The organism is Alcaligenes phenolicus, assembly GCF_032063905.1.
Taxonomy (GTDB): Bacteria; Pseudomonadota; Gammaproteobacteria; order Burkholderiales; family Burkholderiaceae_B; genus Alcaligenes; species Alcaligenes phenolicus.
The window spans coordinates 664,130-690,544 of sequence record NZ_DAMBOE010000002.1 but is presented as its reverse complement, the minus strand read 5'-3'; the positions used below and the strand labels follow the sequence as shown (position 1 = coordinate 690,544).

The following is a 26,415-nucleotide window of genomic DNA, read 5'->3' as shown; positions in this document are numbered from 1 at the left end:
GACGTCTGTGAAAGTAGGTCATCGTCAAGCTCTTATTCCTCAAAACCCCCGCAAGTAACCCTTGCGGGGGTTTTGTTTTATGTGGCGACAAAAGCGCGGGCGACCGGTCTGTCTCGGATTGCTCGAAGGCCTGCCCCTGGACCGCCCGGTTCAGGCGCACCGCCCCCCCTCCTGGCCCGTTCCGGGCTCTCAGTTTTCTTTTTAGTATCGTCGTTACTAGTTCTGCGAAGGCCTATCGCATCCATTCAGAATTCAAGTCGATTTTGAAATGCGGCTGTTTCCAATCAGCATCCCCTCTCGATATTCCCTACCTCTAACATGGTCAAATTTGACCGCTTCTTGCTTGGATCTGTTCCTAAGTCATGATGAACTAGCCAGTTCTGACTACCTTGTTACTCTCTCTTTAAAGCCTCGATTTATCTGTTTGACGTGTATCAATCAGGCACCGAGCTAATCTGAACAAGAGGGAACGGAGTATGTCAGTCTAGCTATGGTTCTATTTGGCTTACGGGAAAGATATGGCGGCTCAAGACATGGCCTCGCAGGCAAGCAATGAAGAATTGTCAGACACCAGGCTAGTGCAGGGTGAAGGGCCCGGACGCTGGAAGCGGATACAGGCCCAGCTGGCTCATCTGCCTATATTCAAGGAGCTGCCACCGGAACAGCTGGAGCCCATCGCTAAAGGCACTCAGGAAGTACATGCTTTGCGTGGGACGACTTTATTTCACAGTGGCGACCCTTGTTTGGGCTTTCACATGTTGGTCTATGGTCGGGTGAAGCTGGTATTTGTCTCGTCCACGGGTTCCGAGCGCGTCGTTCGCCTGGTGGGACCGGGAGAGGGGTTTGGTGAGGCGCTGATGTTCATGGGCCGTAATTACATTGTGACGGCCCAGACTTTGGTGGATTCTCTGCTCTTGCATATCAACAGAGACACCTTGATGGAACAGCTGGAGAAGGGCAGTGATGTTGCCCGCCTGATGCTGGCGGGTTTGAGTGAGCGGCTTTATCGCTTGATGGGCGAGTTGGAGGCCTATACGCTGCAAAATGGTGTGCAACGTCTGGTGAACTACCTTTTGCAGGAGTGGCCGGGCGAAGAGGGTGTCCCCTTCAGGATCGATGTCGGTAAGTCCGTCATTGCTTCCCGCTTGAATCTGACCCCGGAGCATTTATCTCGTACCTTGCGTGATTTGATGGACCGGGATCTGATTCGGGTTCAGCGACGTAATTTTACGATTCTGGACAGCGCGGCTTTGCGGCAATATGGTGCTCTGCCTGATATGCGCGGATAGCGCGCAGGCTATGGCGATAACGCAGCCAGGCTGCCCATAGATTCCATGACAGGATCGCAAAGGACAGCAGCAAGGCAGGTGCTGCCAACCACGCGAAAGATTCGACGCCCAAGCTTGCTCCTGTCCAGAGTATCAGGCTCAGGCTATGCAAAGCCCAATGCGCGCGGGCGGTGGATGCGGGGATGTAGTTTGCGGTCTTGGGGATAAGGCGCAAGAGGGCACGCGTGTGCTCGGTATTGTCCGTATCCATGCTGACATGCTCCTGGGCCTCTCGCCAAAGTAGAAAAGGCACGATGGTATAGAGCATTCCACAGACGACGGAGCCCAAAGCTCCCATAATGAGCAAGACACCAATCGCCAGCTCTGCATTGGAGGCGGCGGGATTGTGGGTCCAGAAGTTCAACAGAACAGCAATCAACAGGCTGCTTAAGGAGCTGTACCAGAATAAAGTGCTGGCTCCTGCTGCCGGACGTTTGCGTTTCCAGAGGCGCGCCCAGGTAATCACCGCCCATAAGCCGTAGCTTAAAAAGATCAGGTAGGTGACCAGATCACGCACAGGCAGCCAGGAGCCAGGTAAGGAGGCCAGGGCCCACTGTGCAATCAACAAGGCTCCTACGACCCAAGGTAGCCAACGTACTAGAGGCGCTGGGTAGAGTTCGGTGATTTGAAAAATAGGCAGCAGTTGGAAAGACATGGCAATCAGCAGCAAGCCCGCCCAAGCTGCCAAGCCCATCGTCATGTGCAGATTCAGCAAATTGGCGACGGCTTGCTCGCTTGCCAGGGCGACCAGCATGGCAAGCCCCGTTGAGACAGTCAGCAACAGTCCCAGCAAAGCCAGTCGGATAGGGGCAACGATTTCTTTGGCGCCGCGAAAGACGTCGCGCCGAGAGCGCCACAAGGCCAGCATCACAGTCAGTAGATAAGCCCCCAAAGCAAAGGCAAGACAAGCGCCTGCCAGCGTGTAAGCCCAGTTTTGCCAGCTAAGAAAGCCCGTCATCAGAAATAGTGTGCCAGCGCTGAGCAAGCTCCAAAAAGCGAGCGCCTGACCGCGTGACACCTGAATACGCACATTGCAGGCCACGGCCAGAATATGTGCCAGAGAGGCAAACATGGCACTGCCCACGATCCCCAAGGTCCAGGCATGGGTTATGGCCAAGGTGGCGGGGTGCCAGCGGGAGTTGAATAATTCCGGTCCGCTATAGAGCGCCAGCATGGCAGCCAGCAGTCCAAAAAAAGGGACATTCGCAAACAGGGGCAAGGTCAGTGACAAAGAGGGTGACTGATCCAGCGATAAAGCGCGTTGCATAGACTTAGTTCCTGCGGATGATGAGCTTGAAGCCGTTTTCTTGGTGGGTGCCGTGATACTTGAAGCCGCTGCGTCGCAGGATTTCATACAAGGGGAAGGGCTCTCGATCCAGCCACATGAGCAAGGCCTGGGTAGGAGCCAGTTCAGCCAGTGCTTCCAGACAATGCTCCAAAGGCTCGGGTGCGGGCAGGCCGCGAGTATCCAGCGTGATCTCAGTTTGTGTCATCAAGACTCCAGCACGAAAGGCTTGGAAGGCATTGTGGACCATTCTGGCCGCCTATGGCGCAGGCAAAGTGGGACTTGTTTGCCACGGGTCAGGAGGTGGGAAGAATTTGATATGCGTTAAGGCCCCTTAATTTCAGAGCAGGCATAGTGGTGGTCTTGTCGAGCCAGGATCCACCCTGGCCAGATTGCTGATCGGGGAGTGTCATGAATACAGCGTCCACGGCTTTAGCCGCGTCCGATAACCCGCAGATGGAACTGGTTTGCCCAGCGGGCAGCTTGCCTGCTTTGAAAGCAGCCATTGATAACGGAGCCGATAGTGTCTATCTGGGGTTCCGGGATGCCACCAATGCCCGGAACTTTGCCGGGCTTAATTTTGATGCACAGGCGATTGCACAAGGGATTGATTACGCACACCAGCGTGGCCGCAAAGTTTTGCTGGCGCTCAATACCTACCCGCAACCCAATGCCTGGCAACAGTGGCGCGACGCGGTGGATCGAGCTGCCCAGGCTCAGGTCGATGCGGTCATCATGGCAGACCCAGGTTTGATGGCCTATGCCAGTCAGGCACATCCCAATCTGCGCTTGCACTTGTCGGTGCAGGGTTCAGCCACCAATCCGGAAGCCATCAAGTATTACCACCAGAACTTCGGTATTCAGCGCGTGGTTTTGCCGCGTGTCCTGTCCATGACCCAAGTGGAGCAGGTCTGTGAGCAGGTCCCTGTTCAGGTTGAGGTTTTTGGCTTTGGCAGCTTGTGCGTAATGGTGGAGGGCCGCTGTGCCTTGTCCTCTTATGCCACTGGTGAGTCCCCCAATACACATGGAGTCTGTTCCCCCGCCGGGCATGTGCGCTGGGAGCAGACTGATCAGGGCCTGGAATCGCGTCTGAATGGTGTGTTGATCGACCGCTATCAGGATGGTGAAAACGCGGCTTACCCCACTTTGTGCAAAGGGCGTTTTGATGTGGCGGGCGAAAACTATTACGCACTGGAAGAGCCCACCAGCCTGAACACCTTGTCCTTGTTGCCACAACTGTTGGCGGCGGGCGTCAGCGCAATCAAGATTGAAGGCCGACAGCGCAGCCCGGCTTATGTCGCTCAAGTTACCCAGGTTTGGCGGCAAGCCATTGATTCGGCCAAATCCACGCCAGCCCGTTATTCAGTCCATCCGGCCTGGATGGGGGCTTTGAACAAATTGGCCGAAGGGCAGCAACATACGCTGGGTGCCTATTCTCGGCCCTGGAAGTAGAGCATGGGAGGCTCAATCATGAAATTATCTTTAGGCCCCTTGCAGTACTACTGGTCCCGCGTTGCCACGATGCAGTTTTATGAGTCGACCTGCGACTGGCCGGTCGATGTGGTGTATCTGGGCGAGACCGTATGTTCGCGTCGTCACGAGCTACGACTGGATGATTGGCTGGATATTGCCCAGATGCTGGCCCAGGCTGGCAAGGTGCCGGTTTTGTCTAGTCAGGTCTTGCTGGAGTCCGGGCGGGACGTGAATACGCTACGCAAGGTCACCGAACAGGCTGATTATCTGGTCGAAGCCAATGATATGGGAGCAGTACGTTTGATGCAGGGTCGGGACTTTGTCGCCGGCCCTTTTTTGAATGTTTATAACGGGCCAGTGCTGGATTTGATTGCTTCTCAAGGCGCGGTGCGCTGGGTGATGCCTCTGGAAATGGGCCGTGCAGGATTGGCGCAGTTGCAGCAAGACAGACCTGCCGGTTTGGAAACCGAGGTCTTTGCCTTCGGGCGTTTGCCCCTGGCTTTCTCGGCCCGTTGCTTTGCGGCGCGTAACCGCAATCTGCCCAAGGACAATTGCCAGTACGTGTGCATGGACTATCCAGACGGGCTGTTACTGGAAACCCGTGAAGGGCAGGGTTTTCTGACGATCAACGGTATCCAGACTCAATCTGCCTGGGTATATACCTTGCTGGAGCAGGTACAGGATTTGCGCGATTTGGGTGTGAATATGCTGCGTTTGAGTCCGCAATCTCAGCATATGGATGCGGTCGTGCATTTGTTTAACGACGTGATTCAGGGGCGTATTCAGGCAAGGGATGCCCACGAGGATATGCTGCCTTTACTGCCCGCTAAGGCCTGCAACGGTTTCTGGCATGGTCGCCCCGGTCTGGAATGGGTAGCGCCAATGTCAGAGCGTTTTTAAGGGAGGGATGCAAAAGTGAATGAAATAACGACTCCCCGTTTACCCGCTGTTGTGGCGGGTGTTTTAAGCCGTTTGCCTCCGTGGCCCGGCTCCCGCTTGTTTTGTACGGGCTTGAACGTGCTGATGCGTCCGCACTTGCCGGCAGACATTGCGGAACGATTGGAAGGTCGAGCTTTACGTATACAGGTGGCAGATGCCGGTTTAGCGTTTGACTATACGTGGCGCCAAGGGGCTTTTTACCCTCTGTCGGCACGCGCACAAAGTCCGGATTTGACTCTGAAAGCGGATCTTTGGGCTTTTTATCAGCTTTTGCAGCGGCAGGAAGACCCGGATACTCTGTTCTTTAATCGGCGTTTGTCGATTGAGGGTGATACGGAGTTAGGCCTGATGGTGAAGAACACACTGGATGCTTTGGACCCCGATATTCTGCATCCGCGTGCAGTGCTTAAACAGGGTAAAGCGGCTTTACAGGATGTGCTGCGCCGCCCGATCCGCACCCCCGCTTCTTCCTGAGACAATTAACAGCGCCGCACTTCAAAGTGCGGAAACAGCTTCTGGAGGTTTTCCAAAACTTCCGCTCCTGGGTAGGCCTGCAAAGCCTGCCCAGTTTCATTCAGGAAATCATCATCACAGCCTTGGGTGCGGAAAATCTGCACGGCATAGCGCTGGACGCCCAGCTCATGCAGGTGTAGTCCCAAAGCTTGTACCGAGGCGGGACTGTGCAGCTGGGGATGAATAGTGCTGCGGCACTCAAACAGAACGTCTTCGTTCAGCAGCACCTGCAAACTGCGTAAGGGCGCAGCGGCACTATTGCTGCGTTGAGTAATGGCGTCGTAGTGACTGAACTCTGCCTTGATGTCCAGGCCTATCCAGTCCACCCAAGGCAGGATTTCCAGCAGTCTGGCCGGATGTGTGCCTGCCGTGTGTAAACCGATTTTGAAACCCAGCCTGCGCACCGCGCGTATGGCGGAGCCCAGGGCCGGGTCCAGTGTGGGCTCGCCGCCGCTAAAGACGACGGCATCGAGCAGGCCGACGCGGCGATTCAGAAAGTCCAGCAAGGCGTTCCAATCAATAGCACTGTTTGGTGTGCGCTCTTGCAGGTGGGGGTTGTGGCAGTAGCCACAGCGCCAGGGGCAGCCTTGCACAAAGATGACAGCGGCTAATTGGCCCGGGTAATCCGTAGCCGAGAAAGGGGCGCAGCCACCCACTTTCAATGCCACTTTTGGGGCAGGCGTGGCCGGGTAAAGATGGCGCGTGGCGTAAGTCATGGAATTTGACCGGGCTGTTTATAGGGTGGGGACGGCATTGCTTGCGCAGGCGCTGGCTTCGGTGAAGTAGCGTCGCTCATGAAACTCACCTTGCTTGCCAATATTGAAAGACGACATGGGGCGGTGATAGCCCATGACACGTGTCCAGATTTCGCAAGGCTGGCGCTCGGAATCTTGAAGAGTGATGGTGTCGGTGTTCATGGATAACTCCCTGGAAAAAGGGCCGTCACGCTAAGCGGATGTGACTAGCCAAGGTGGGTGCCAAGAGGCTGGTTTTAGATAAACGTTGAGGAAAAAAGCCGAACTTAAGTTGAGCCAAGTGAGTTGGGTTTAGCCTGTCTTGGTAAAAAGATTGGCTTGATGAGACCGGCTTTAATGGGCTGGTGTCGGTGTCGGTGTCGGTGTCGGTGTCGGTGTCGGTGTCGGTGTCGACGACGGCGTTGATGTGTCCGCGATAACTTCGTTTTGAACGTCAGCCTCGGCCCGAGCTTGAGTTATCTTGTTGGCCAGCAATTCGCTGTCGCAATGCGGGCAAAACTCATGTTTTCCAGATAGATAGCCGTGCTTGGGGCAGATAGAAAATGTGGGTGTGACGGTGATGTAAGGCAAGGAAAAACGGTTCAAGGCTCGTTGCACCAGATTGCGGCAGGCGTCGGTGCTGGACAGGGCCTCGGTCATGTACAGGTGCAGCACGGTGCCGCCGGTATATTTGCCTTGCAGCTCGTCTTGTCGTTCCAGCGCTTCGAAAGGATCTTCGGTAAAGCCCACCGGCAGCTGTGAGGAATTGGTGTAGTAGGGCATTTGCTCGGTCCCTGCTTGCAGAATGTCGGGCCAGCGGGCGCGATCTTCTTTGGCGAAGCGGTAAGTGGTGCCCTCGGCAGGGGTGGCTTCCAGGTTGTACAGGTGGCCGGTACTTTCCTGAAACTCCACCATGCGCTCCCGAATGTGATCCAGCAAACGCAAGGCAAAGCGGTGTCCCCATGGTGTGCAAAGATTCTGCTTGTCCTGGGTAAAGTTGCGGATCATCTCGTTAATGCCGTTAACTCCCAGTGTGGAGAAGTGATTGCGCAAGGTGCCCAGATAGCGGCGTGTGTAGGGAAACAGCCCTTGGTCCATATGTTGCTGGATCACCGTGCGCTTGATTTCCAGGCTGTCACGACCCATTTCCAGCAGCTTATCCAAACGGGCAAACAGACCAGCTTCATCGCCTTGATACAGATAACCCAGGCGGGCGCAGTTCAGGGTGACCACTCCCAGGGAGCCGGTTTGCTCGGCAGAGCCAAACAAGCCATTACCGCGTTTGAGCAGTTCGCGCAGATCCAGCTGCAGGCGGCAGCACATGGAGCGGATCATATTGGGTTCCAGCTCGGAGTTAATGAAGTTCTGGAAGTAGGGCAGGCCATATTTGGCCGTCATGGCAAACAGGCGCTCGGCATTCGGGCTGTGCCAGTCAAAATCCCGGGTGATGTTGTAGGTGGGGATCGGAAAGGTGAAGGCACGGCCACGGGCATCACCCTCGCTCATGACTTCGATATAGGCCTGGTTGATCATATCCATTTCGACTTGCAGACCCCCGTAGCAAAACGGCATTTCTTCGCCACCGATGTGCGGAACTTGTTCGCGCAGGTCTTCGGGGCATACCCAGTCAAAGGTCAGATTGGTAAAGGGCGTCTGCGTCCCCCAGCGTGAGGGTACGTTCAGGTTGTAGATCAGCTCCTGCATGCATTGGCGCACCTGTTTGTAGCTCAGGCTGTCCTTGCGGATGAAGGGCGCCATATAGGTATCAAAGGAGCTGAAGGCTTGGGCACCGGCCCATTCGTTCTGCAGGGTGCCCAGGAAATTGACGACCTGACCGACAGCACTGCTTAGATGATGGGGTGGGCCGGATTCGATTTTTCCGGGTACGCCATTGAGCCCTTCGTTCAGGAAAGTGCGCAAGGACCAGCCGGCGCAGTAGCCAGAGAGCATGTCCAGATCGTGGATGTGCAGGTCGGCCTGACGGTGTGCCTGGCCGATTGCTTCGGGGTAAACGTGGCTGAGCCAGTAGTTGGCAATCATCTTGCCCGAGCTGTTCAGAATCAGACCGCCCAGCGAATAGCCCTGGTTGGCATTGGCTTGCACGCGCCAGTCCTGGCGGTCCAGATATTCAGTAATGGAGCGGATGATGTCCAGCTGAGCAGCTGGACGCGATGCAGTTTCCTGGGTAGCCATATTTTTCACAAAAACCTATATATAGTGATTTTTAGGATTCACGACACTATATATGGTGGTTTTTGAAGGGGCTAGGCGATTGTCGTCCAGGCTTGATCTAGGTTAATTTTGTGCTCGAAGTGACTGGGTCAAGGGTTTTGTCGGAAAGAAGTCGTTGGGCACTCCTTACCCTGATCGCTCGTAGGTGGAGATTTGTGAAGTCGAGGTGGTGGTGCTGCCAGGTGTAAAGGGTTGGCTATGGCCATGCTATGCGAGCAAGCAAGCAGTTTATGTGGGTTGCGTGCAAGTAGCGCAACAGCAGCTTGGCTCCTGCCGGTGGAGTCGCACAGTGGCTGGCTCCACGGATAAGCGGTGTACTTGTCTGTTACAGTGCGCCGTCTCTTTTCCGGGAGGCAAAAAAATACCCGCTGACTTTTTACAGGCCAGCAGGTATTTCTTGAATAGCAGAACTTGAATAGCGGGTTCAGTGCTTGAATCGTTCTCTTAGCGCAGTACACAGTGCCTGCTGATACTCGCTGACTTGTTCAAGCAGGCGTTCCTCGTGGGAAGCCCAGCTTTGTTTCTGCTCTTCGGTGCGTGTGGGGGCGGGCGACCAGGCAGAATCCGGAAAGAACGGGTCGTCCTTCCAGCGAGGGATGATGTGCCAATGCAAATGCGGAACCTGATTCCCGAATTGGGCCAGATTGATCTTGGCAACTCCCAGTTGCTCGCGCTGAGTCTGCTCAACCACATATACGGCTGCCATGATGTGCTGCCGCTGTTCTTCAGAAAGGTCTGTCATTTCAGCCACATGGTCTTGCCAGATTACCCGTGTATAGCCGGGAAACGGGCTGTCCGTGACGGCCAGTACCTGCAGCCTTGCGCCCGACCAGAGCAATTGATCGGGTTTCAAGGCACACAGGGGGCAAGCGTGGGTGCTCATGCAGGCTGACCGAAGAACAGGTTCTGCAAGGCAACGCCTGGATCAGGTTCACGCATGAAGGCTTCACCGACCAGGAAGGCTTGCACCTGGTTCTCGCGCATCAGGGCCACATCTTCAATGGTGTGAATACCGCTTTCGGTGACAACGCGTTTTTCGCTGGGGATGAAGGGCAGCAGGTCCAGCGTGTTCTGGGTGCTGGTTTCAAAGGTGCGCAGATTGCGGTTATTGATGCCCAGCAGGCTGGTCTTCATTTGCAAGGCAATATCCAGCTCGGCGCGGTCATGTACTTCAACCAGTACGTCCATGCCCAGTTCGTGGGCCATTTCTTCGTATTCCATCAGCTGATCCTTCTCCAGCGCGGCGACGATCAGCAAGATGCAGTCGGCACCCATGGCTCGGGCATGGATGATCTGATAGGGGTCAATAATGAAATCTTTGCGCAGCACGGGCAGTGCGCATACGGCACGGGCCTGGCGCAGGTGGTCGTAGGAACCCTGGAAATACTGGATATCGGTCAGGACCGACAGGCAGGCAGCGCCGTGGGCGGCGTAGCTGGAGGCAATCTCAGTCGGGTTGAAGTCGGCACGGATCACACCCTTGGACGGGGAGGCCTTTTTGACTTCCGCAATAATGGCAGGCTTGCCTTGAGCAATCTTGTCTTCAATGGCGCTGGCAAAGCCGCGCAGGTCGTTCCGGTTCTTCGCTTCGCGCAGCAGATCGGATTCGCTGCGCAGTTGGCGGGCGGTGACGACTTCAGCTCTTTTGGTGTCGAGGATCTTGGCCAGAATGTCGTTCATGGATTTAACTTCCTTGTATAAGCGCGGAATTGTTCGAGTTTTTCGCGGGCGGCACCGTTGGCAATGGCTTCAAAAGCCATGCGCAGGCCTTGTTCAATGGAGTCGGCGTGGTTGGCGGCATAGATGGCCAAACCAGCATTGAGGCCCACGATATCACGAGCCGTACCCTCTTGGTTATTGAGGGCTTCCATAATCATCACGGCAGATTCCTCCTTGCTGGAGACGCGAATGCTGCGGTTGGAGGTCATGGCCATGCCAAAGTCTTCGGGGTGAATTTCGTATTCCCGCACCTGACCGTCTTTCAGTTCGCCCACCAGGGTGGCCGCACCCAGAGAGGCTTCATCCATGCCGTCCTTGCCGTGCACGATCAGCACATGCTTGGCGCCCAGGCGTTGCATCACGCGGACCTGAATACCGACCAGGTCGGGGTGAAAGACGCCCATCAGCTGGTTGGTCGCACCGGCAGGATTGGTCAGCGGGCCCAGAATGTTGAAAATCGTGCGCACGCCCAGCTCTTTGCGGACGGCAGCCACGTTTTTCATGGCTCCGTGGTGAGCGGGGGCGAACATGAAGCCGATATTGGTTTCGGCAATGCTGTCGGCCACTTGCTCGGGCGAGAAGGTCAGGTTCACGCCCAGGGCTTCCAGCACGTCTGCACTGCCGGACGAGGAAGACGCACTGCGGTTGCCGTGCTTGGCTACTTTCACCCCTACGGAGGCGGCCACAAACATGGAAGCGGTGGAGATATTGAAGGTATTGGAGCCGTCGCCACCTGTACCGCACATATCCAGCAGTTCGTCCGGGTTAGGCGTAATGACGGGGGTGGCAAATTCGCGCATCACCTGGGCGGCGGCAGAAATTTCACCCACGCTTTCTTTTTTCACGCGCAAGCCCATCAGCAAGGCAGCCGCGATCTGAGGCGACATTTCGCCGCGCATCAGCATGCGCATCAAATGCAGCATTTCGTCGTGGAAGATTTCCCGGTGTTCGATACAGCGCACCAGTGCTTCGGTAGGAGTGATGGTGTTCATGATTTAAAGGTCCAGAAAGTTCTTCAGTAAGGCGTGGCCATGCTCGCTTAGCACCGACTCGGGGTGAAACTGCACGCCATAAATAGGTAATTCGCGGTGACGGACACCCATGATCTCGCCGTCTTCGGTTTGCGCGGTTACTTCCAGGCAGTCGGGCAGGCTGTCGCGCTCGATAGCCAGGGAGTGATAGCGGGTGACGTTAAAGGGCGAGGGCAAGTTGCTGAATACGTCCGTGCCCTGGTGAGTAATAGGGGAGACTTTCCCATGCATGATTTGCTGCGCACGGATAATGCGCGCACCAAAGGCATGCCCGATTGCCTGATGACCCAGGCAGACGCCCAGAATCGGTAGCTTGCCGGCAAAGTGCTGGATCAGTGCAACCGACAGGCCTGCATCCGCAGGGGACTTGGGGCCGGGCGAGACGCAAAGATGGCTGGGATTCAAGGCTTCAATTTCTTCAAGTGTGACTTGATCGTTGCGTCGTACTATTACTTCCTGACCCAGTTCTCCAAAGTACTGGACCAGGTTATAGGTAAACGAGTCATAGTTATCGAGCATGAACAGCATGGGAATACTCCGGCAAAAAAAGGATGGCAGTGGGGCGATTAAATAGGCTCGTCCAGACCGAATTGCACTTGTTCGGCAGCGCGGATCACGGCGCGTGCCTTGGCTTCGGTCTCTTGCCATTCTTTTTCGGGATCGGAGTCGGCCACGACACCGGCGGCGGCCTGCACATAGAGCATGCCGTCCTTGATGACGCCGGTGCGAATGGCAATAGCCAGATCCATTTCGCCCGAGTAGCTCAGGTAGCCAGCAGCACCACCGTAAACGCCACGGCGTACCGGCTCCAGTTCATCAATGACTTCCATGGCGCGTACCTTGGGGGCACCGGTCAGGGTGCCCGCAGGGAAGGAGGCGCGCAGCACGTCCATCTGGCTCATGCCGTCTTGCAGTTCACCGCAGACATTGGAGACCAGGTGCTGAACATGCGAGTAGCGCTCGATCGCCATGGTGTCCGTGACTTGTACCGAGCCGGTTTTGGCGATACGGCCAATATCGTTGCGGGCCAGGTCGATCAGCATCAGGTGTTCGGCGCGCTCTTTAGGGTCGGACTTCAGCTCGGCGGCCAGTGCGGCATCGGCTTCAGGTGTGGCACCGCGTTTGCGAGTGCCGGCCAGTGGGCGGATGGTGACGCGCTCCATGTTGCGGCCATCCTGACGGTGTTCTTCCTGACGCACCAGAATTTCTGGCGATGCACCTACGACCTGGAAGTCGTCGAAGTTCCAGAAGTACATGTAAGGCGATGGGTTCAGCGAACGCAGGGCACGGTACAGGGACAGGGGCGAGTCGCGGAAAGGCTTGGTGATGACCTGGCCGATCTGCACTTGCATCAGATCACCGGCTGCAATGTAGTCCTTGGCGCGGGCCACGGCCTTCAGGTAATCCTCTTTGTCGAAGTCACGTTCGCATTCGGTTTGCATGCTGGCGTAGGCGTAAGGGATCACCACGGGCGAGCGCAGTTTTTCGCGCAGATCTTTCAGACGGCGCTTGGCCAGTACGTAGGCTTCGGGCTGGGCAGGATCGGCGTAGACCAGCAGGTAAGTGCGGCCTGCCAGATTATCCACAATCACCAGCTCGTCTACTTGCAGCAGCATGATGTCTGGTACGCCTTCTTCCTGGTCGGAAGGGAAGGGTTTGCGGTTCATGCCCAGGGATGGTTCGATGTGGCGCACCGTGTCGTAGCCAAAGTAACCGGCCAAGCCACCTGCAAAGCGGGGCATGCCAGGGCGCAGGGCGACTTTGAAACGCGCCTGGAACTGTTCGATGAATTCCAGCGGATCGCCTTCGGCTGTTTCGACAATCTTGCCATCGTGCAGCACTTGGGTGTGGCGGCCATAGCTGCGGATCACGGTACGGGCAGGCAGGCCAATAAAGGAGTAGCGACCGAACTGCTCGCCGCCCACAACCGATTCCATCAGGCAGCTGTAACGTCCACCTTCGGGGCCGTTGTGCGCCAGTTTCAGATAAATCGACAGGGGCGTATCCAGGTCGGCATAGGTTTCCGCAATCAGGGGAATGCGGTTGAAGCCTTCTGCTGCTAGGGCATTGAATTCTATTTCTGTCATTGGGATCTCGAGGGTCAGTGGGTACGACGAGCCGGACAGAAACAAAAAAAGCCCGGTCGTTGTGATTACCGGGCTTATTTTCCTGGAGGCGGTCCGCTGTGTACTACTTTGCAGGGACGCCAGACTTCAAGGTTATATCTACCCGATACACGAACGCCACCAGCGCCAATAAGCGCCGTAGATTGTGGTTGCGTAAGTGCGAGTAGACATGAATTTTATGACGTAGATATGGTGTTGCGTTTATTGCGCAGCCAGGTGGCCGCGTCGGCAATAGAGGCAACTATACCATCGGAATCCAGGCTTTGCACATCCTTGCCTTCGTTATAGCCGTAAGGAACCAACAGTACGGGGATGTTCGCCGCACGCGCTGCCTGGGCGTCATTCATGGAATCCCCAATGACCAAAGCCTGTTCGGGAGCCAGTTTCATTTGCTCGCAGGCGTAGACAAAAGGCATGGGGTCGGGCTTTTTGCGCGGGCAGGTATCACCGCCCACCACCAGTTCGAAGTACGGGCTCAAACCCGTTTGTTCCAGTAAGGGGCGGGCAAATTGTTCGGGCTTGTTGGTGACCACAGCCAGGCGCAATCCCTGGCTTTTAAAATCATCCAATCCTTCTAGTACACCCGGATACAGGCGGCTGTGTTGGCCATTACATAATTGGTAATGGTAATAAAATGATTCCAATGCCGGGGTGTAGTCGGCAGGAGGTTCAGGTAGATCGGTCAGAGCGCGTCGCACCAGGTTTTCCGAGCCTTTGCCCACGAAAGTGGCGATGCGCTCCTCTGGGAGCGGGGGTAAACCCAGGTCGATACGCATGGCATTACATGCCGAGGCCAGATCGGGAATGGTATCGAGCAGGGTTCCATCCAAATCAAACAGCACAGAGAAAATATTCATCTTTTTGTAGCGGACTTGTGACAAAATATTGTCAAATTCCTGTTAAGGTCGAGCAGAAAAAAGTTTTCGGAACATCGGGTTTTCATTTCGTTTGATTCATCATGTTAAAGCTCCTTACTGCACGCGGGCTTATCAATTTAGTGAGCAAACCGTATTTTGGTACAAGACTGGCTTTCGATAGTCCGTTCAGAAAGGCCCTAGGAGCGGAAGTATGATGCTCGATACATTTCATCAGATTCTCGTAGAAAAACAAGTTACGCCGGTCTTTCAGCCCATTGTGGATTTGCAGTCCGGCTTGATTCTGGGTTACGAGGGTTTGATTCGAGGGCCAAAGGACAGCAGTTTTTATTCGCCCTTGGCCTTGTTTGACGCCGCCCGGCAGTGTGGCCGCTTATGGGATCTGGAAGAGCTGTGTTGCCATACCTTGGTCAGCAGTTTCAAGCAGCAGGGTTTGGCGGGCAAACTGTTTCTGAACTCCAGCCCGGATGTGGTGATGCGCATGTTGCCTTCGGCCCGCATCGAACCGCGTACCGGTATGCCACAGCTGGATGGCATTGACTGGAGCCGGGTGGTGGTCGAATTGACCGAATCCGAGCGTACTGACAGCTACGACTATCTGAATCAGGCTATTGAACTTTATCGAAAAGAAGGCCTGCAGTTTGCCATTGATGATCTGGGTGAAGGCTATGCCTCGCTGCGTTTGTGGTCCGAATTGCGGCCCGAATACGTCAAGATCGACAAATACTTTGTGCGCGATATTGATACCGATGTGCTCAAGCAGCAATTGGTACGCTCTATTTGCGATATTGCCAGCCATGCGCAATCTGTCGTGATTGCAGAAGGGATTGAAACCGGCGCGGAACTACGCACCTTGCGGTATTTGGGTGTGGCCTGTGGTCAGGGCTATTTGCTGTGCCGCCCTCAACCTAACCCCCCGCCGCAGTTGGAGCCCGCTCAAGCGGCGCTGTTTGGACCATCCACTGTGCGCACTCAGCGTCAAGTGCAAGGCCGTGACTCCATGAGCGTGCGGCGTTTACTGCGTGCCGCGCCTGCGGTGCCTGATAATACACCCACGAATCGTGTGTATGAGCTGTTTCAAAGCCACCCGGATCTTAGTGCCGTGGCTCTGGTGCGAGGGGACAGACCGACGGGTATTTTGCGTCGTAGTCAGCTTTATGATCAGCTTGCCCGCCCTTATCACCGCGAGCTGTATGGCAACAAGCCATGCTCCCTGTTTATTGAAACCCCACCGCTGATTGTTGACTGCGATACCAGCTTGCTGGAGTTGGGCACCTTGATGACGCAGGGAGCGGGGGATGCCTTGAGTGATGGTTTCATCATTACCGGGGCGGGTGAGTATCTGGGCCTGGGCTCCAGTGTGGAGCTGATGCGTGAAATTACGCAGATTCAGATCATGACGGCGCGTTATGCCAATCCACTGACGCAATTGCCGGGTAATGTGCCGATTAATGAGCATATTGATGGTTTGCTGCGCAATCGGCAGAACTTCGCTGTGTGCTATGCGGATCTGGACCACTTCAAACCCTATAACGATTTGTACGGCTATCGCAAAGGCGATGAGCTGCTACGCTCCATGGCCGAGCTCTTCACCCGTTACGCGGTGGCTCGCATGGACTTTGTGGGCCATGTGGGGGGCGACGATTTTATTTTGGTGTTTACCAGTCCAGACTGGGCCGAGCGCTGCCAAAGCATTCTGGACGAGCTGGAAAAAGAGCTGGAGTCCTTGTATAGAGTGGAGCATCGGCAAGCAGGCGGCTATCTGGCTGAAAACCGTCAAGGCGTGCTGGTGTTTCACCCGCTAGTGAGCCTGTCTTTAGGTGTGGTCACAGTCGATGAGCCCGAATTGTATTCGGGCTCTTTAATTGCGGAGCTGGCCAGTTCTGCCAAGGCACAGGCCAAGCGTGTGCAGGGCAATGCCTTGTTTGTGGAGCGCCGCCGCCCCGACAGTGCGGTTCGGCAGAGCAGTTATAGCCGCAATACGACGTTGCAGTAGCGGAAACAGCAGGCCGGACGCAGGATTTAGACTTGCTCTGCCAGAGCGATTTGCGCGCGCATGTCGCGGATGACCTGAGCGTAGTCGGGCTGACCAAAAATAGCCGAACCGGCCACAAAGGTGTCAGCACCGGCTGCACGGATGGCGCCAATATTGTCCACCTTCACGCCACCGTCGATTTGCAGAAGGATGGGCTGACCACCCTCTGCAGTCCACGCATCAATGCGGGCGCGGGCCTGGCGCAGCTTGTCCATGGCGCTGGGGATAAAGGCCTGGCCGCCAAAGCCGGGGTTAACGGACATCAGCAGGACCAGATCCAGCTTGTCCATCAGGTGATCCATCCAGTTCAGCGGGGTGGCCGGGTTGAATACCAGGCCGGCCTTACAGCCGTGGTCACGGATCAGCGACAGGGTGCGATCCACGTGGCGCGAGGCTTCGGGGTGAAAGCTGATGTAATCGGCACCGGCTTTGGCAAATTCGGGGATCAGCGCGTCCACGGGCTCCACCATCAGGTGTACGTCGATGGGGGCAGTGGTGTGGGGGCGCAGCGCAGCACAGACCATGGGGCCGAAAGTCAGGTTCGGTACAAAGTGGTTGTCCATGATGTCGCAGTGAACCCAGTCGGCACCGGCGGCGATAACATTGCGGACTTCTTCACCCAGGCGGGCGAAGTCGGCCGATAAAATACTGGGAGCGATACGTGTGGAGCTGGCTTGGGACATAATAGGTGCCGTAAAGATTAGACATCACGAAAATCGTGGCCATATGTCATCATTATAGTTTCAAGCGGGGGGCTGTGCAGCGCCCCATATTTGTACAGCCGTAACCTGGAATCCATCATGAAGCCTGACGATATTGAGGTGCAGATCACGCCCCAGTACCTGCCTGAGCAATCCGAGCCCGATAGCAATCAATATGTTTTTGCCTATACCGTACGGATTACCAACAATGGACAGCAGACGGCCCAGATTATCAGTCGTCACTGGATCATTACGGACGACAATCAGCAGGTTCAGGAAGTGCGTGGCCTGGGCGTTGTAGGACAACAGCCGGTGCTGGCTCCAGGTGAGACCTTTGAGTACACCAGCGGTTGCCCCCTGAACACGCCGTTTGGCACCATGCGCGGCAGCTATCAATGTGTTGGTGAAAATGGTGTGCCCTTTGAGGTCGCCATTCAGGAGTTCATCCTTTCCTCTCCCCGTACCTTGCACTAAGGGCCAAACCCAGCCATGAAGATAATTTATTGCGTGCCAGCCGTACTGCTGGCATTAAGTGCCTGTTCCACCATTCCTGGGGATCAGGGTTCTTCGTCAACGGCTCCGGGTACAGCAGAAGGCGGTCCTGATATCGCTCTGCAACCGTTGCGCGTGCCGTCCTTGTCGGCACTGCCGGAAACCCCGGCGCGTGCGTTGGCAGGGCGTTATCAAGCCGTGAACTGGTCCGCCTTGCCGGGCTGGCAGGCTGATTCGCTGGACCATGTCTGGAAAGGTTTCATCAATAACTGCAAGGGCCTGATGCGCCCTGTCAGCGGTTCGCTGGCCATGCCCGCACGTGCCAATCCCCGTGCCTGGCAGCCTGTTTGTCAGGCTGCGGCTTCTGCCGGTCTGAACGCTGACACCAAAGATACGGCTGCGGTACGTGATTTTCTGCAGCAACAGTTGCAGCCCTGGCGTTTGCTGACCGGCGACGGCAAGGTGGCTCAGAATACGGTCACGGGCTATTACGAGCCTTTGCTCAAGGCCTCGCGTACCCGTAGCTCCAGCTATCAATGGCCACTTTTCGCTGCGCCGGATGATTTGCTGACGATTGATCTGGGCGGCTTGTATCCCGAGCTGGCTGGCAAGCGTATTCGCGGCAAGCAAGTGGGCAAACGCATTGTGCCTTACGACACACGCGAGCAGATCGTGTCCAAGCAGGAGCGCCAGCCACCCGTGATCGTGTATGCGGAAGATCCGGTAGAAGGCTTTTTTCTGCAGATCCAAGGCTCGGGTCGTGCGGTCTTGCCCGATGGCAGCGCCGTGCGTCTGGCCTATGCCGACCATAACGGTCGCCCTTATGCCTCGGTAGGTCAATGGCTGGCCAAGCAGGGCGAGATGCCTTTGGCGCAGACTTCCATGCAAAACATCAAGGCCTGGGCCAAGCGCAACCCGCATCGCGTTCAGGAAATGATGAATGTAAATACCGCTATGGTGTTCTTCCGCGAAGAGGCCATTGTGGATCCGGAGCTGGGCCCTAAAGGTGCCTATGGCATTCCCTTGATTGGTCTGCGTTCCGTGGCTATTGACCCCACTTACGTGCCTTTGGGTACGCCTGTGTACTTGGCTACCTCGCAGCCTGCTTCTAACCAACCTTTGCAGCGACTGGTTTTTGCTCAGGACACGGGCGCGGCGATTAAAGGTGCCGCACGTACCGACTTGTACTGGGGCACGGGCGATCAGGCAGGTGCGCAGGCAGGGCGCATGAAGCAGCAAGGTCAAATGTGGCTGTTGTGGCCACGTCAGGCAGGAGCACCGAGCGCACGATGAGCAAAGAACGAATTGTGGTGTGTGGCGGGGCCTTGACCGGCATGGCCAGCGCCCTGGGTTTACGCAAGGCCGGGTTTGATGTCAGCATCCTGTCCCCCGCTTACAAGCCTATGGAACTGGCGGCGGGGCAGTATCACCCCCGTGTCTACGCCGTCTCGGTCGCCAGCCAGCGTTTTCTGGCGCAGTTGGGGGCCTGGAACCTGATGTCGGCCCAGCGCATTTCGCCAGTGCAGGCCATGGAAGTACATGGTGATGGCGGCGGTTGCCTGAATTTGCATGCTTGGCAGGACGCGCAGGATTATCTGGCCTGGATCGTTGAGTCCGGACAGATGGAGCAGGCGCTGTATCAGGCCTTGCAAGTGTTCGGTGTGCCCTGGATTGAAGACCGTTTCGAGCGTCTGGAAGGCAATACCATCATCACCGCCGGACAGAAGCGCATCAGCGCTGATTTGTTTGTGGGGGCAGATGGTGCCCGTTCCGGCCTGCGGTCTGCGGCCGGCATTGAGCACCATGGTCGTGAGTATGGGGACGCCGGTTTGGTGGCCCACTTCAACGTAGAGCGACCGCACCAGCAAGTCGCCTTGCAGTGGTTTACCGGCGATTCGATTCTGGCCCTGTTGCCTATGCCGGATGTGGATGGCAAACCGCAAGTCTCCATGGTCTGGTCCGTGCCGCAAGCGCAGGCCGACAAGGTGCTGGCCATGCCCTCAGAGGGGCAGGCGCAGTATCTGCAAAACAGCTTGTTTTCTTTATCCAACGGCCGTTTGGGGCAGTTAAGCTTGCGTAGCCCGGTACACGGCTTCCCCTTGACCTTTGAACGCAGTGGCCTGGTGTCGCCCGGTGTGGCCTTGGTGGGCGATGCGGCGCATCGCGTCCATCCTGTGGCTGGTCAAGGTTTGAATCTGGGTCTGGGCGATATCGAAGCCCTGATCAAGGTCTTGTCCGAGCGCGGCCCGCATTATTCGGTCGGTGATATGCGTGTGCTCAATCGCTACAAGCGCGCTCGCGCTGAACCGATTGCAGCCATGCGGGCAGCCACCGATGGCTTGTACCGTCTGTTTGCGGCACCAGGAGCACCGGCTTCCATGCTGCGTAATGCCGGCATGCAAGTGGTGGACCGCTTGCCTTGGGTGAAGCGCCGCCTGATTGCGCATGCTGCCGGCGTCAGCCCCGGCGCGCTCTTGTTCTAAGGCCGCTAGGGTCTTGTCGATTAGCAAAGGAAGTAAGTCATGATGTTGCACCTTCGTTCTGTATTGGCTCTGGCGCTTTTGTCGCTGTGCAGCCTGGCTCAGGCCGCCAGCCCCGCCAAAGTAGACACACGTTTCGAGACTACCCGCCAGGCCTTTGAAGCCGCTTTCCCCGGCGTGACGGTCGATGGTATTCGCGCCACACCATTTCCCAATTTGCTGGAAGTGGAAGTGGGCGGCACCTTGCTCTATACCGACCCGCAGGCCAGCTTTGTGATGCAGGGTTCTTTGCTGGATAGCAAAACTCGTGTTGATCTGACTGAGCAGCGCATGCAGGAACTCAATCGCGTGTCGCTGAATGACTTGCCGCTGGATAAGGCCATCAAGCTGGTAAAAGGCGACGGTAGCCGTCAAATGGTGGTTTTTGAAGATCCCAATTGCGGCTATTGCAAACGTCTGCATACAACTTTGCAGGAGATCGACAATGTTACGGTTTATAGCCTGATGTTTCCCATCCTGGGACCGGACAGCCGCCGCAAAGCCGAGGACATCTGGTGTGCCCAAAACCCCGCTAAAACCTTGAGTGATTGGATGGGGGGCGGAGTGCGACCCGAGAAAGCCTCGTGTGAGCATCCATTGGATCAGTTACTGGCAGTGGGACAAAAACTGCGCGTTCAAGGTACCCCGGCCATTTACTTTGCCGATGGTAGCCGCGCTGATGGCTGGCTGCCTGCTGCCCAGTTGCAGTCTCGCCTGGACGCTGCCGCCCAGTAAGTATTCTGCCTGGTCTTGAGCTAGAACAACCCGCTTTCGAGCGGGTTTTTTATGTCCCATCGTTATGGAAACTATAATTATTTGTGGGGCATGATTTTAAAAGAACAGCGATTGGAAAATAATCCCGAGATGGTTCAGGCAGTAAGGCGGACGTTATTTTGAAGACAAAAAATTTCAAACGCCACATTTGACCATTCTTTACTTTGTGCTCCGTATTCTAGAAGTGATAATTCTAACTATTGATAAAAATAGTATTGTCGACCCTCGCCGGGACCGTCGTGGGACTGACAATAATTAAATAGTAGGCGCTTATGGAACATGCACACTGCGTGTTGATTGTTTTGGAAGAAGGCGAAGGCTTGCACTACTGGCTGGAGCAACTGCGGGTTTTCGGTACCAAGACAAGCGTTGTCAGATCCCTGGAGAAGGTAGCCGAGGCGCGTCTGAGCCAGGCTGATCTGTTGCTGTTTCCTGTTGAGACGGGCTACGTGCCTTTGATGGTGGCCAAGTTGCGCAATGACTTTGGCTCGCTGGGTATTGTGGCCGTTCAGTCCGGCCTGTCTGCCAGTGCTCGTGTGCAGTTGCTGCTGACGGGCGCTGATGCATGTCTGGCCATGGATGTGCAAGTTCCCGAGCTGATGGCCTGGTGCCATGCCGTGCGCCGCCGTAATGTATATGCCGCCGTGGGTGCCGCCCAGGCGATGGAAGAGGCTCAGGATCAGAGCGGCCAGCAGGAATGGATCTTGCGCGATAAGGGCTGGACTCTGGTGGCTCCCAATGGGGTGGGACTGGAACTGACGCATAGCGAACGTCAATTGATGGACGCATTTATCCGCCATGCGGATGCCCGTTTCAGCCGTGAAGACCTGATGCGCGACAAAGGCCTGGCTGCCAGTGACAGCCGTGCAGTGGATTCCCTGATCAGCCGTTTGCGCCGCAAGGCCAGTCAGGCAGGGGTGGCCTTGCCGATCAAGTCGGTGCACGGCTGGGGCTACACCTTTACGGGCAAGTTGATCGCCCAGCAAGAGCCGCAAGATACTGAAATCATGGAGTTTTACGCCCCGCGCGACGAGCAGGAAGCGTCCCAGCCCACGCAGCTGGAACTCTTGCGTGCACTGGAAACCCTGGATGTGCTTGATCCACAGGCCAGCGAAGTGCTGTCTTTCTCTTATCAGTTGCGCGTGGCGACCAGCACGGGCCAATACAGTGGTGTGGACGCCCAAGTGTTCTGGACCTCGCCCACAGGCTTGCGTCTGTCATCCGATCTGGTGCTGCGCCATATGCCTGACGCAATTCACCGTCAGGCTTTGTGCGAATGGATGCTGCGCACCCTGATGGCTGACGTGCGTCGCTGGTGGCAGGAGTATTCGCTGCGTGCCAGCCATATTGGCCTGAAGTTGCCCATTGATATGCTGCTGCCCATCTATAAGCGCATGCCCAGCATGTTGCGTCAGTTCGAGCTGCAGGCCTGCTGTGTGGAACTGGACTTGTTCAGCGACGAGGAATTGGAAGAAACGCCAGAACTGATCCAGGCTTTGCAGTTTCTGAAAGAACAGGACATTCAGGTCTGGCTGACCAGCCCCGATATTGAGAACAACAAGCTCAACCGTTTGCGTGGCTGGCCAATCAGCGGCGTCAAACTGGAAGCCGAGGTTATTCAGCGCGCCTGCCGTGAACCGACATTTAAGGCGTTGCTGGAAACCGCGTGCCATTTACTGAGCGAGCAGGGCTTTGAGCTGGTTATCAAAGGCGTCGATAACCTGGAACAGCGCGATCTTGCCTTGAATCTGGAGCTGGGTCATTACCAGGGGCGTCTGACCTCGGAATTGATGTCTGAAGATGGCTTCTTGCTGACTCTGGCCAGCAGCGAACCCTCTTTTGGCCAAGGCCACGAAGCTTCCCGACGCTTGAGCGGTAGTGTTTTGTAAGCCGCCTTAGCATCCAATTATCTCGATATGTAACTTTAATTAAGTATTTCAAGCCCGAGGCCGTTACCCAGCTTGTTCGATGGGGCCTCCATGCAGGCCGACCGTGGTGACACGGTCGGTTTTTGCGTACCTGGGACCTGTCTTTTCAGCGTTGCTCGGGGAATATGATGCGTTTGGGCTTGAAACAGAAGTTGTGGTTGCCATTGATCTTGTGCTTGATGGCGTTGGTGGCGGTTTTTGCGTTTGTGAACTATCAGCTTTATCAGGCACAGATGGAGGAGCGAAAAAGTAGTTTGCAGCACATCGTCAATATTGCAGCAAACATTACGCAGGACTATCAGCAACTGGTCAGCAAAGGCGTTCTCAGCAAGGAAGAGGCGCAAATGCAGGCGCTGCAACGCATCGGTAGTATCCGCTTTGGACAGGAAGGTTATGTGTCGGTGTTATCTACCGATGTGGTGTCCATCATGAACCCCAGCCGACCGGAGCTGGACGGCCAGAACGTCAGTGCCGTGGTCGACAGCAACGGAGTACACCCGTTTGCCGAGATGAGCCGCATCGGCCGCAATGGCGGCGAAGGTTTTCTGGAGTATCACTGGCCCAAACTTAGCGACAAGAGCAACGCCCCCAAACTGGCCTTTGGCAAAGGGGTGACGCAGTGGGATTGGGTACTGACCTCGGGCGTATATATCGACAATATTCAGGCGCGCTTCCTGAGCAATCTGCTCAGCTCGTCAGTCGTGTTCGTTCTGATCGTGCTGCTGGTATCAGCGGTTACGGTGTTTTTGGCGCGCCAGATCTTTGCCGAGCTGGGGGCTGAACCTAAGGTTCTGCATGATGCTGCTCAAGCGATTGCTGATGGGGATTTGCGGGTTGCTCATTCCCTACGTTCGATTCCGGACAATAGCGTGATGGCCTCCATCGAGCAGATGCGCCTGAAGCTGAACGAGGTCATGCGCACGCTGCAACATAGCAGCGGTGTGATTGCGGACGATACCTCGCAACTGTCTGTGGGCAATCTGGAGCTGTCCAGTCGCACGACTCAGCAGGCCGCGGCCTTGCAGGAAACAGCATCGGCCATGGAAGAGATGACGGGCACCGTGCGCATGAGCGAAGAAAACGCCATGCGCGCCGAGGAAGTCTCCAGCCAGGTGCAGAAAACTGCCCAGCATGGTGGTCAGATGGTCAGTGAACTGGTGGACCGCATGGGTGCGATTCGCGATACCAGTGGCAAGGTGGCGGACATCACCACGGTGATTAACTCGATTGCCTTCCAGACCAATATTCTGGCCTTGAACGCGGCTGTGGAAGCGGCGCGAGCCGGTGAGCAAGGTCGAGGCTTTGCGGTGGTGGCCGGTGAGGTACGTGCTCTGGCGCAGCGCACGACGGCGTCAGCCCAGGAGATTGCTCAATTGGTGGAAGCGTCCTCCAATAGCACCCGCGAAGGCGTGCAGTTGATGGGGCAGGTCGGTGGGGTCATTGATGAGATGGTCACCGGCAGCTCGCAAGTGATGACGATTGTGCACGAGATTGCGGCTTCTACTCGCGAGCAAACCATTGGTATCGAGCAAATCAACGTGGCGGTGGGGCAGCTGGATTCGGCCACTCAGCAAAACGCGGAGATGGTGAACCAGGTGGCGCACACCTCCAGCGAGTTGCAGGAGCAGGTGCAAGAGCTGGATCGTTTGATTCAGGCTTTCCGTCTAGAGTGATGAATGGCGCCGCCTCGCGCCAGCCAAGGGGTGCGCTGATTATTTTTGATCGTATACTGCTTCTTGGTACTGGGCTTGTCCTGCGGCAAACCGGCATTTAGGAGGATGTATGTTGCGCGCACCTGTTGTTGCTGTATTGATGGTGGGAATGGTTGGGTCGGCTTGGGCGGCTACGCTGCCTTCGGCTCAAGGTGAGGTTCAGGCGCACGAACATCATGAACGAATACTGAGCTTGCAGCAAAATGAGCTGGTGCAAGGCAGTTGGCAGCACAGTGGTGATGTGGCGCTGGAATTGTTCGGCCCGGATGGCAAGGCGATTCGTCATTGGGCAGATGCACCGGAACGGGGTGGCCCTTTTGGCTTTATTGCCAGCACGGCGGGCGAATATCGTTTGCGTGTGCAGGGGCAGGGCGAGTATCAGTGGCAGGTTGAATCGGTTACGGCTCCCCAAGCGCCGGCTCAGGCCGAGCCTTTGCAAGGCGATGTGATCCGTCAGTGGAGCATGCGCTTGCGCGCGGGCGAGCCATCTCGCGGTTTCTGGGATTATGTGCAGCGTGTAGGTTCGCCTTTGGTGGAGCGCTACAGCACTACGCATGATCGCGTCACGTTTGTCTGGCGCGGTGCTCAGAACGAGGTGCGTCTGCATGGCGGGCCTTTCTCGTATACCGATCGCATGCATCGTTTGGGTGAGTCGGATATCTGGTACATCACCTACGATTTGCCGCGTGATGCTCGCTTTGCCTATCGTATGGCGCCGGATGTGCCTTATGTGGGCCAGAACCTGGCGCGCGAGGTGCTGCGGGCGGCGTTGCAGCGCGATCCTCATAACGCCAAGGCTTTGCCGGAAAACAGCAAGGATCTGTTTGATGGTGAGTCTGTCTTGCGTTTGACGCAGGCACCTGCCGAGGTGGTGAGCCTGGAGCCGCAGCAGTTGGGGCAGGGGCAATGGCGTACGGAGCGCTTGCCCAGCGAGGCTTTGGGTGTGGAGCGGCAGGTGCAGATTTATCAGCCTGCGGGCACTCGGGCTCAGGAAATTGATCACACCTTGATTTTGTTCGATGGTCGCGACTATCGGGATTTGGCGCGCGCGCCGGCCATGCTGGATACCTTGATTGCGCAGGGGCGTGTGGAGCCTATGTGGCTGGTTCTGGTGGACAATCCGGGCATGGCGGAACGGGCTCGTGAGTTGCCGCCTAATGAGGCTTATATCAAGTTTCTGGATAAGGAATTGATGCCTTGGCTCAAGGCCCAAGGGGTACAGTCGACAGCGGACAAGACGGCGATTGGCGGCTCCAGCTATGGCGGTTTGGCAGCCATGAATGCCGCCTGGCGTTTGCCGCAGTGGTTTGGCAATGTTCTGAGCATGTCTGGGTCGTTCTGGTGGGCTCCGACGGGTGATGCTCGTGGGCAGTGGCTGACGCGGCAGATGGCGGACTCAGAAGCTGTGCCAGTGAAGATTTATATGAGCGCAGGGGTGTTTGAGTCTTCAGGTTCCAGCCGGGATGTCAGCCTGGTGCAGGCGAATCGTCATCTGGATGATGTGCTGCGGGCGCGGGGGTATGACGTGCGTTACGTGGAAAGTGCGACGGCGCATGATTTTGTGGCGTGGCGGGATGCTTTGGCCTTGGGTTTGGAGCATTTGTTCGGGATTGAGCAGGTTGAGGCTCCGGTCGAGAGTAAAAAGTAGGCTCAGGAGGCTGGGCCGGGGGGCTGTTCGGGTCGGGGCAGGCTCCGGCGGGGCCTGAACTCGCCGGGTACTTGGTCCCCCGGACCAAGTACAAACGCCCGGCTCAAACAGCAGGCCCCTTGCATCCCTACGCAATCTCATGCCCGCGGCAAGCACTCTGATCCGCCCCGCCGGAGCCTGCCCCGACCCGAACAGCATGGTGGCAGTGCTCTTGAGTGGGCCTGCTTTCAACGGTTGTTGGCGGGGGCGGTTGGCACGCTGGAGCTGCTCGATCTAGTTCACAGACTCGACGGAATTAAGAGGTAGCTGATAGGAGGCTACCTGCATTGAGCAGGTCTAAGCTGATGCTGA

At 56.4% G+C, this 26,415-nt stretch carries 24 protein-coding genes; 12 read left to right on the top strand and 12 right to left on the bottom strand.

Annotated features, from left to right (window positions below; translation table 11 throughout):
• Positions 1-518: 518 nt before the first annotated feature.
• On the top strand, positions 519-1,289 hold the full coding sequence (locus U2949_RS06560; RefSeq protein ID WP_321286768.1) for a Crp/Fnr family transcriptional regulator: 771 nt from the start codon (positions 519-521) through the stop codon (positions 1,287-1,289).
• Here U2949_RS06560 and U2949_RS06555 read toward each other — a convergent pair.
• Both U2949_RS06555 and U2949_RS06550 read right to left on the bottom strand, forming a co-directional pair.
• Entirely contained in the window at positions 1,228-2,595 is a 1,368-nt protein-coding gene (locus U2949_RS06555; RefSeq protein ID WP_026483998.1) for a hypothetical protein, read from the bottom strand. The genes U2949_RS06560 and U2949_RS06555 overlap by 62 nt on opposite strands.
• Before the next feature lie 4 nt (positions 2,596-2,599).
• On the bottom strand, positions 2,600-2,821 hold the full coding sequence (locus tag U2949_RS06550; protein ID WP_035268878.1) for a DUF2249 domain-containing protein: 222 nt from the start codon (positions 2,819-2,821) through the stop codon (positions 2,600-2,602).
• Between the two features lie 248 nt (positions 2,822-3,069).
• Here U2949_RS06550 and ubiU point away from each other — a divergent pair, with 248 nt between their 5' ends.
• Genes ubiU through ubiT form a run of 3 tightly spaced genes read left to right on the top strand, consistent with a single transcriptional unit; the run spans position 3,070 to position 5,499 of the window.
• Positions 3,070-4,065: a ubiquinone anaerobic biosynthesis protein UbiU gene (gene ubiU, locus U2949_RS06545; RefSeq protein ID WP_009458516.1), complete on the top strand. Its 996-nt coding sequence runs from the start codon at positions 3,070-3,072 to the stop codon at positions 4,063-4,065.
• 18 nt (positions 4,066-4,083) lie between these two features.
• Positions 4,084-4,986: a ubiquinone anaerobic biosynthesis protein UbiV gene (ubiV, locus tag U2949_RS06540; protein WP_321286766.1), complete on the top strand. Its 903-nt coding sequence runs from the start codon at positions 4,084-4,086 to the stop codon at positions 4,984-4,986.
• Positions 4,987-5,001: 15 nt separating this feature from the next.
• Positions 5,002-5,499, top strand: coding sequence for a ubiquinone anaerobic biosynthesis accessory factor UbiT (gene ubiT / locus U2949_RS06535; protein WP_266140716.1), 498 nt, complete (start codon positions 5,002-5,004; stop codon positions 5,497-5,499).
• A gap of 5 nt (positions 5,500-5,504) precedes the next feature.
• Here the strand turns inward: ubiT and U2949_RS06530 are convergent, their stop codons facing one another.
• The 9 genes from U2949_RS06530 to U2949_RS06490 all read right to left on the bottom strand — a co-directional run bounded on the left by U2949_RS06530 (position 5,505) and on the right by U2949_RS06490 (position 14,237).
• Positions 5,505-6,254 (bottom strand): anaerobic ribonucleoside-triphosphate reductase activating protein, encoded by a 750-nt coding sequence (locus U2949_RS06530; RefSeq protein ID WP_321286763.1) that lies wholly within the window; start codon positions 6,252-6,254, stop codon positions 5,505-5,507.
• Between the two features lie 18 nt (positions 6,255-6,272).
• Complete coding sequence (gene nrdD, locus U2949_RS06525; RefSeq protein ID WP_009458520.1) at positions 6,273-6,455, bottom strand: anaerobic ribonucleoside-triphosphate reductase; 183 nt, start codon at positions 6,453-6,455, stop codon at positions 6,273-6,275.
• 171 nt (positions 6,456-6,626) lie between these two features.
• Positions 6,627-8,465, bottom strand: a complete 1,839-nt coding sequence (locus U2949_RS06520; protein ID WP_321286761.1) for a ribonucleoside triphosphate reductase — start codon at positions 8,463-8,465, stop codon at positions 6,627-6,629.
• 463 nt (positions 8,466-8,928) lie between these two features.
• On the bottom strand, positions 8,929-9,387 hold the full coding sequence (locus U2949_RS06515) for an HIT family protein (protein WP_257724157.1): 459 nt from the start codon (positions 9,385-9,387) through the stop codon (positions 8,929-8,931).
• Positions 9,384-10,184, bottom strand: coding sequence for an indole-3-glycerol phosphate synthase TrpC (trpC, locus tag U2949_RS06510; RefSeq protein ID WP_009458523.1), 801 nt, complete (start codon positions 10,182-10,184; stop codon positions 9,384-9,386). Before trpC ends, U2949_RS06515 begins: the two co-directional genes overlap by 4 nt.
• The gene (trpD, locus tag U2949_RS06505) at positions 10,181-11,215 is read right to left on the bottom strand and encodes an anthranilate phosphoribosyltransferase (protein ID WP_009458524.1); all 1,035 of its coding nucleotides are present in this window, start codon (positions 11,213-11,215) and stop codon (positions 10,181-10,183) included. The genes trpC and trpD overlap by 4 nt, the downstream gene beginning before the upstream one ends.
• A 3-nt stretch (positions 11,216-11,218) precedes the next feature.
• Complete coding sequence (locus U2949_RS06500; protein WP_321286754.1) at positions 11,219-11,782, bottom strand: anthranilate synthase component II; 564 nt, start codon at positions 11,780-11,782, stop codon at positions 11,219-11,221.
• Positions 11,783-11,820: 38 nt separating this feature from the next.
• A complete protein-coding gene (gene trpE, locus U2949_RS06495) occupies positions 11,821-13,341 on the bottom strand; it encodes an anthranilate synthase component I (RefSeq protein ID WP_321286752.1) in 1,521 nt (506 codons plus the stop codon).
• Positions 13,342-13,556: 215 nt separating this feature from the next.
• The gene (locus U2949_RS06490; RefSeq protein ID WP_257724156.1) at positions 13,557-14,237 is read right to left on the bottom strand and encodes a phosphoglycolate phosphatase; all 681 of its coding nucleotides are present in this window, start codon (positions 14,235-14,237) and stop codon (positions 13,557-13,559) included.
• Between the two features lie 211 nt (positions 14,238-14,448).
• Between U2949_RS06490 and U2949_RS06485 the strand changes: the two genes are divergently transcribed.
• On the top strand, positions 14,449-16,251 hold the full coding sequence (locus U2949_RS06485; protein ID WP_021447081.1) for a GGDEF domain-containing protein: 1,803 nt from the start codon (positions 14,449-14,451) through the stop codon (positions 16,249-16,251).
• Between the two features lie 26 nt (positions 16,252-16,277).
• On the opposite strand, the gene rpe is transcribed toward U2949_RS06485, so the two are convergent.
• On the bottom strand, positions 16,278-16,973 hold the full coding sequence (gene rpe, locus U2949_RS06480; protein ID WP_035274965.1) for a ribulose-phosphate 3-epimerase: 696 nt from the start codon (positions 16,971-16,973) through the stop codon (positions 16,278-16,280).
• Positions 16,974-17,090: 117 nt separating this feature from the next.
• Here rpe and apaG point away from each other — a divergent pair, with 117 nt between their 5' ends.
• The 7 genes from apaG to U2949_RS06445 all read left to right on the top strand — a co-directional run bounded on the left by apaG (position 17,091) and on the right by U2949_RS06445 (position 26,064).
• Positions 17,091-17,465, top strand: a complete 375-nt coding sequence (gene apaG, locus U2949_RS06475; protein ID WP_021447080.1) for a Co2+/Mg2+ efflux protein ApaG — start codon at positions 17,091-17,093, stop codon at positions 17,463-17,465.
• A 15-nt stretch (positions 17,466-17,480) separates the two neighbouring features.
• Positions 17,481-18,776, top strand: a complete 1,296-nt coding sequence (gene mltA / locus U2949_RS06470; protein WP_321286747.1) for a murein transglycosylase A — start codon at positions 17,481-17,483, stop codon at positions 18,774-18,776.
• Positions 18,773-19,966 (top strand): FAD-dependent monooxygenase, encoded by a 1,194-nt coding sequence (locus U2949_RS06465; RefSeq protein ID WP_321286745.1) that lies wholly within the window; start codon positions 18,773-18,775, stop codon positions 19,964-19,966. The genes mltA and U2949_RS06465 overlap by 4 nt, the downstream gene beginning before the upstream one ends.
• Before the next feature lie 39 nt (positions 19,967-20,005).
• Positions 20,006-20,737 carry a DsbC family protein gene (locus U2949_RS06460; protein WP_009458548.1) on the top strand — a complete coding sequence of 244 codons (732 nt, stop codon included), beginning with the start codon at positions 20,006-20,008 and terminating at the stop codon, positions 20,735-20,737.
• Positions 20,738-21,048: 311 nt separating this feature from the next.
• Entirely contained in the window at positions 21,049-22,665 is a 1,617-nt protein-coding gene (locus U2949_RS06455; protein WP_257724152.1) for an EAL domain-containing protein, read from the top strand.
• 179 nt (positions 22,666-22,844) lie between these two features.
• A complete protein-coding gene (locus tag U2949_RS06450) occupies positions 22,845-24,377 on the top strand; it encodes a methyl-accepting chemotaxis protein (protein WP_266140715.1) in 1,533 nt (510 codons plus the stop codon).
• A gap of 109 nt (positions 24,378-24,486) precedes the next feature.
• Complete coding sequence (locus tag U2949_RS06445; RefSeq protein WP_321286740.1) at positions 24,487-26,064, top strand: alpha/beta hydrolase-fold protein; 1,578 nt, start codon at positions 24,487-24,489, stop codon at positions 26,062-26,064.
• Positions 26,065-26,415: the final 351 nt, after the last annotated feature.